The organism is uncultured Leifsonia sp., assembly GCF_945957465.1.
Lineage (GTDB): Bacteria > Actinomycetota > Actinomycetes > Actinomycetales > Microbacteriaceae > Leifsonia.
The window spans coordinates 1-5,329 of sequence record NZ_CAMFLC010000098.1; the positions used below are offsets into that span (position 1 = coordinate 1).

6 protein-coding genes are annotated in these 5,329 nt (G+C 67.7%); 1 reads left to right on the forward strand and 5 read right to left on the reverse strand.

Annotated elements, in window-relative coordinates; translation table 11 throughout:
* Window positions 1-319: 319 nt before the first annotated feature.
* The 5 genes from ccsB to Q0Q23_RS19675 form a co-directional block, all read right to left on the reverse strand.
* The gene (gene ccsB / locus Q0Q23_RS19655; protein WP_295128366.1) at window positions 320-1,408 is read right to left on the reverse strand and encodes a c-type cytochrome biogenesis protein CcsB; all 1,089 of its coding nucleotides are present in this window, start codon (window positions 1,406-1,408) and stop codon (window positions 320-322) included.
* 9 nt (window positions 1,409-1,417) lie between these two features.
* Window positions 1,418-2,926, reverse strand: a complete 1,509-nt coding sequence (locus Q0Q23_RS19660; protein WP_295128369.1) for a cytochrome c biogenesis protein ResB — start codon at window positions 2,924-2,926, stop codon at window positions 1,418-1,420.
* A gap of 100 nt (window positions 2,927-3,026) precedes the next feature.
* Window positions 3,027-3,764 carry a cytochrome c biogenesis CcdA family protein gene (locus Q0Q23_RS19665; RefSeq protein ID WP_295128372.1) on the reverse strand — a complete coding sequence of 246 codons (738 nt, stop codon included), beginning with the start codon at window positions 3,762-3,764 and terminating at the stop codon, window positions 3,027-3,029.
* Between the two features lie 3 nt (window positions 3,765-3,767).
* The gene (locus Q0Q23_RS19670; protein WP_295128375.1) at window positions 3,768-4,391 is read right to left on the reverse strand and encodes a TlpA disulfide reductase family protein; all 624 of its coding nucleotides are present in this window, start codon (window positions 4,389-4,391) and stop codon (window positions 3,768-3,770) included.
* Window positions 4,388-5,095 carry a histidine phosphatase family protein gene (locus tag Q0Q23_RS19675; protein WP_295128377.1) on the reverse strand — a complete coding sequence of 236 codons (708 nt, stop codon included), beginning with the start codon at window positions 5,093-5,095 and terminating at the stop codon, window positions 4,388-4,390. Before Q0Q23_RS19675 ends, Q0Q23_RS19670 begins: the two co-directional genes overlap by 4 nt.
* A 121-nt stretch (window positions 5,096-5,216) precedes the next feature.
* On the opposite strand from Q0Q23_RS19675, the gene Q0Q23_RS19680 reads away from it, so the two are divergent.
* Window positions 5,217-5,329 (forward strand): OB-fold nucleic acid binding domain-containing protein (locus Q0Q23_RS19680; RefSeq protein WP_295128380.1); only part of this gene is annotated, 113 nt, incomplete at its 3' end.

Below are 5,329 nucleotides of genomic sequence, written 5' to 3' on the forward strand. Positions count from 1 at the left end.
CACGAACCGAACCGGTTAGACCTGCTCAGTGAGTGGGGTGTTAATCCTAAGCGCACCAAAGCAACTCTTTCAAGTTGAGATTTGCCGCTAGGCTTAGGATTTGGTCCCGCTTGAGGCCGGGGAGCTCTTCCGCTCTCCCGCACCTTTGGGGTGACAAGTAAGTACTTTACGCAGGCCCTCGGAGCGTCGCAAATCCCGCCGACATCCCGGGCGTGTCGCGGGTGCTGTTCCCCGTGATTCCGTGGAAGTCGCCCCTCGAGATGCAGAAACGCGGCCGCCCGGAAGGGCGACCGCGTTCGAGACCGGGATGCGGAGCGGATCAGGATCCGAGACCCGAATAGGCGTGGAGTCCGTGGAAGAACACGTTCACGATGCCGAAGTTGAACAGCACCGCTGCGAAGCCGATGATGGCGAGCCACGCCGAGCGCGATCCGCGCCAGCCGCGCGTCGCCCGCGCGTGGATGTAGCCGGCGTAGATCACCCAGATGATGAACGTCCAGACTTCCTTCGTGTCCCAGCCCCAGTAGCGGCCCCACGCCTTCTCGGCCCAGATGGCCCCGGCAATCAGCGTGAAGGTCCAGGCGATGAAGCCGACGATGTTGATCCGGTAGGCGAGGTTCTCCAGAGCGACGGCGCTCGGGAGCGTGCTCAAGAACTTGAACTGCTGCGGGCGGGATTCGGCGACCTGGCGCTCACGCCGGTACTGCAGCAGCTGCAGCGCGGACAGCGCGAACCCGAGGGCGAAGAAGGCCGTGCCCAGCACGGCCACGATGATGTGGATGACGAGCCAGTACGACTGGAGCGCCGGTTGCAGCGGCACCACCGGAACGTAGTACCGCAGCAGGGCGATCCCCTGAAGGACGAGCACCAGTCCGACGATGAAGGTGCCGAGGTACTTGATGTCCCATTTGAGGTTGGCGACCAGGAAGACGCCGATGATGACCAGGGTGCCGGTCATCGAGAACTCCCACATATTCGCCCACGGGACGCGATCGGCGGCGATGCCGCGCAGAATCGTCGCGATGGCGTGGAAGGCGAAGCCCGCGATGGTGAGTCCGAAGGCCCAGCGGATGGACGTCGATGACGCGTCACCGTTCATGACATCGTCTTCGACGCGGGAACTGATGCGTGACGACAGCCTCCCCAACGCCGACGACGCCGGGGCCGGGGCCATCGGCGGGCCCGCCTGGCCGCCCGACACGGAGAGTGTGGTGGTGGTCGGCGCCCCGACCGGGGCGGCGACTTCGGCCCGGCGCGCAACGGCGCTGGGAACCACGGCGGCCTCGTCCGCCGTTGCTCTCGCCCCGCGCCGGGCGAGATCGAGGGCGAACGCGATGAAGGCTGCGGCGTAGAACCCCATCGCCACGTAGATGAAGACCGTGGAGAACTGGGACAGGGTGTCGGTCACGTTGAAACTCTAATTCGTCGGGGGTCGGGTGAGGAGGGCGGTGTGCTCGTCGGCGACAGCTGAGACGGCAGCGAGCAGGTTGGGGTCCTCGCCTCGTGCGAGGCCAGCGTACTCCAGCGTCAGGGATCCGTCCGGGTTCTCGACGGCTTTCACCCAGATGCGCCTGCGCGGCACGAACAGCGAGGTCAGAAGGCCGGCGAGGATCAGCACGGCGAAGAGCAGCACCCAGACCTGGGCGGGATCGTGGTGCACGTCGAGCGATGCGTAACGCTTGACGTCGCCGAGGGAGATGGTGCCGAGGCCATTCGGGAGGTCGACCGTCTGCCCTGGCTTGAGCTGAAGCGCCTTGGTCTTGGTCCCCGGTCCGGCCAGCTGCGTCATCTTGTCGGTGTTCAGGCTGTAGACCGATTGCGGGACGCCGTTGTCGACCCCGAGATCTCCCGCGTACACGTTGAGGCTGAGGACGGGGTCCCTCAGTCCGGGGAACGTCGAGGTGAGCGCCCCGGCCGCCGTGCCGCTCTTGCCGACGGTCGGGTAGAAGAAGCCGATCATCCCCACCTGCTCGCGGAGCCCGTCGGGCACCTTGACCCAGCCGAGCGAGGTGAGGCGGGCGTCCTGCGCGATGAACGGGACCGAGTCGCTGAAGACGACCTTGCCCTGCGGATCCTTGACGGTGATCGTCGGCGCGTACCCGTTGCCGAGCAGGTAGACGTTGGTGCCGCCGATCGCGAGCGGATCGTTGACCTTGATGGTCGACGTGCCCCGTGCGTCGCCGGGTCCGATGGTCGTCACCTTGGCGGTGTAGTCGAGCGGGGTGCCGACGGCGTTCTGATTCTTGGTCTCGTAGGCGACGTCGAGGCTGTCCACTCGGATCGAGAAGGGCTCGAGGGAGCTGTCGGAGAAGAACCGGCCCGGGTTGAACGAGTTGTACGACGGGAGACTGTTGACGAAGCTCTGCCCGACGACGACGACCTTCTGCCCGGTGTAACCGAAGCCGCCGCCGATGCCGACCGCGACGAGGACGCCGAGCAGCGCGATGTGGAAGACGAGGTTGCCGGTCTCGCGCAGATACCCGCGCTCCGCCGACACCGAGGTCGAGCGGGCGTCCTGGTACAGCGCGACCCGGTAACGGGACCGACGCAGCACCTCCCGGGCCGCCTCGATCGGGTTCGGCGCGTCGTCGCGGAGCTCGGCGGGCAGGACCCGCGCCTGGAACCCGGACATGCGGGTCAGCCGCACCGGCGTCTTGGGCGGCCGCGCCCTCAGCGCTCTCGCGTGGTGGGACGTGCGGGGGATGATGCACCCGATCAGCGAGGCGAACAGCAGCAGGTAGATGGCCGAGAACCAGAACGACGTATAGACGTCGAACAGCTGGAACTTGTCCAGCACGGGGGCCAGCTGCGGGTTGTCGTTGAAGTACTTCGTGACACCGCTCGGGTCGGCCCCGCGCTGCGGGAACAGCGAGCCGGGGACGGCCGCGATCGCGAGCAGGAGCAGGAGGAACAGCGCCGTGCGCATGCTCGTGAGCTGACGCCAGGCCCAACGGACCAAGCCGAGCGGCCCGAGCTTGGGCTGGACGACGTCCGGGTCATCGCGCGGCGGCGCGGAGTCGATGTGATCAGATGGCCGGGACAAAGCCGGAGATCACCCCCAGGAACTGGGACATCAGTGCGGTCCAGAGACCCGTCGCCATCAGGATGCCGATGACCACGAGCAGCGCGCCTCCGATGATGTTGATGACACGGATGTGCCGCTTGAGGAACGCCACCGAGCCGGCCACCCAGTCGAAGCCGAGCGCCACGAGCAGGAACGGGATGCCGAGGCCGATGCAGTAGAAGAGACCGAGCAGCGCTCCCCGCCAGGGCGATCCGCTGCCGACGCTCAGTGCACTGATGGCGGCGAGGGTCGGCCCGATGCAGGGGGTCCAGCCCAAGCCGAAGACGATTCCGAGCAGTGGCGCGCCGATGAGTCCGGTCGCCGGCCTCCACGTCGGCTTGATCGTGCGCTGGAGGAAGGAGAACTGGCCGATGAACACGAGTCCCATCAGGATGACCAGCACGCCGAGGACTCGGATGACCACTTCCTGCCACCGCACCAGCCAGAGGCCGAGCGCACCGAAGGCGGCTCCGTAGGCGACGAAGACGACGGCGAACCCGAGGACGAACAGCGCCACCCCGAGGAGCACCCGGCTCCGGTCGCGTTCGGCGCCCGGATCGCTCATCCCCCCGACGTACGCCAGATATCCGGGCACCAGCGGGAGGACGCAGGGCGACGCGAACGACACCAGCCCGGCGAGGAGGGCGATGGGCAGGGCGAGCAGGAGCTGTCCGCTGAAGACGATCTGGCCGATGTCCACGGCTTACTTCCCGGCCACGGCGTCGGAGATGAGCGAGTCGAGGATGCTCTTGTCCGGGATCGCGCCGAGGATGCGGGCGGCCACGCGGCCCTGCTTGTCGATCACCAGGGTGGTCGGCGTCGCCTTGGGCGGGACGGTCTTGCTGAAGGCGAGCAGCACCGAGCCGGTGTCGCGGTCGAGCACCGACGGGTACGTCACGCCCTTGTCTTTCTCGAAGCTCGCAGCGGTGCTCGCGGAGTCGTAGAGGTTCACGCCGAGGAAGCTCACTCCCTGCGAGGCGTACTTCTGCGAGAGGGACTCCAGATCGGGGGCCTCCACCCGGCACGGCGGGCAGCCCGCGTACCAGAAGTTGACCACCAGGACTTTGCCAGCGTAGTCCTTCGACGAAACGGCGGTTCCGTCGGCCAGCGTTCCGGAGAACGCGACCGGGGCGCCGCGGTCGGCGGCGGCGTACTCGCTGACGCTGCCGTCGCCCGCGATGTAGTTCTGGCCGGAGCCCGAGCGGTACTGGTTGGCGAGCGCGTCGTTCGAGGTGCACCCGGAGAGCAACAGCGCGGCCGATGCCACGACGGCCGGGACGACGAGCGCGATCCGCGTGCGAGCGGACCGCGGGTGGCGGACGGTCATACGGCCCCCACATCGGTCGCGGAGGCGATCAGGGAGCCGGCGGGCTCGGCATAGCCGACCTCGACGACGCGGAGCACCGGAGGCGCCGACGGGTCGGCCGCCACCGCTTCCTCGCCCGGACGGGGCTGCGGGGCGGGCGCAGGCTCGGAGACGCGCTCGAAGGTCGTGATGCTCGACAGTGCGCAGCGGCGCTTGCGCGGATCGTGCGGGAAGCTCTGACCGGCCACGGACAGGTGAGCGACCCAGATCGGGAGCTGATGGCTCACCAGGACCACGTCGCCGGACTCCACGGAGTCGAATGCGTCGTCGATGGCAGCACGCATGCGCTTCTCGATGTGCGTGTAGGCCTCGCCCCAGCTCGGCCGGGGCGGATAGACCAGGAACGGCCAGTTCACCGGGTTCTTGAGGGCGCGGCGCATATTGCTGCCCTCGAAGTGGTTGGTGGGCTCGATGATGCGCTCGTCGACGATCGGCTCCAGCCCGAACGCCGCAGCGATCGGTGCAGCCGATTCGCGCGTTCGCTGGAGCGGCGAGACCCGCAGTGCCGACATGGGACGGTCGCGAGCCGTCAGATCGTCGGCAGCGGCCTGTGCCATGCGATGGCCGAGCTTGGAGAGGCCGAAGCCCGGCAGCCTGCCATACAGGATGCCGTCGGGGTTGAACACCTCGCCGTGACGGACGAGATGGACCTGGCTTGCTACCACCGCACCAGTCTACGGAGCGCTTTGCCTTGAATTCACTGAGCGCCGGAGCGCGGGACCCGATCGCGCCCCTCTTCGGCCGTAGACGCGGGCGGTAGGCTTGGCGATCGTGACCGCACGCGTTTTGATCAAGGACCTCGCCGCTCTTCCCGACGGCCCCGTGAGCGTCGCCGGATGGGTCGAGACCGTCCGCGACCAGAAGAAGGTGCAGTTCGTCGTGCTGCGCGACGAGTCGGG

Coding starts and splice junctions, on each gene's coding strand:
- Q0Q23_RS19660 (WP_295128369.1), bottom strand. CDS start 2,926: ATGCGCACGGCGCTGTTCCTCCTGCTCCTGCTCGCGATCGCGGCCGTC.
- Q0Q23_RS19670 (WP_295128375.1), bottom strand. CDS start 4,391: ATGACCGTCCGCCACCCGCGGTCCGCTCGCACGCGGATCGCGCTCGTC.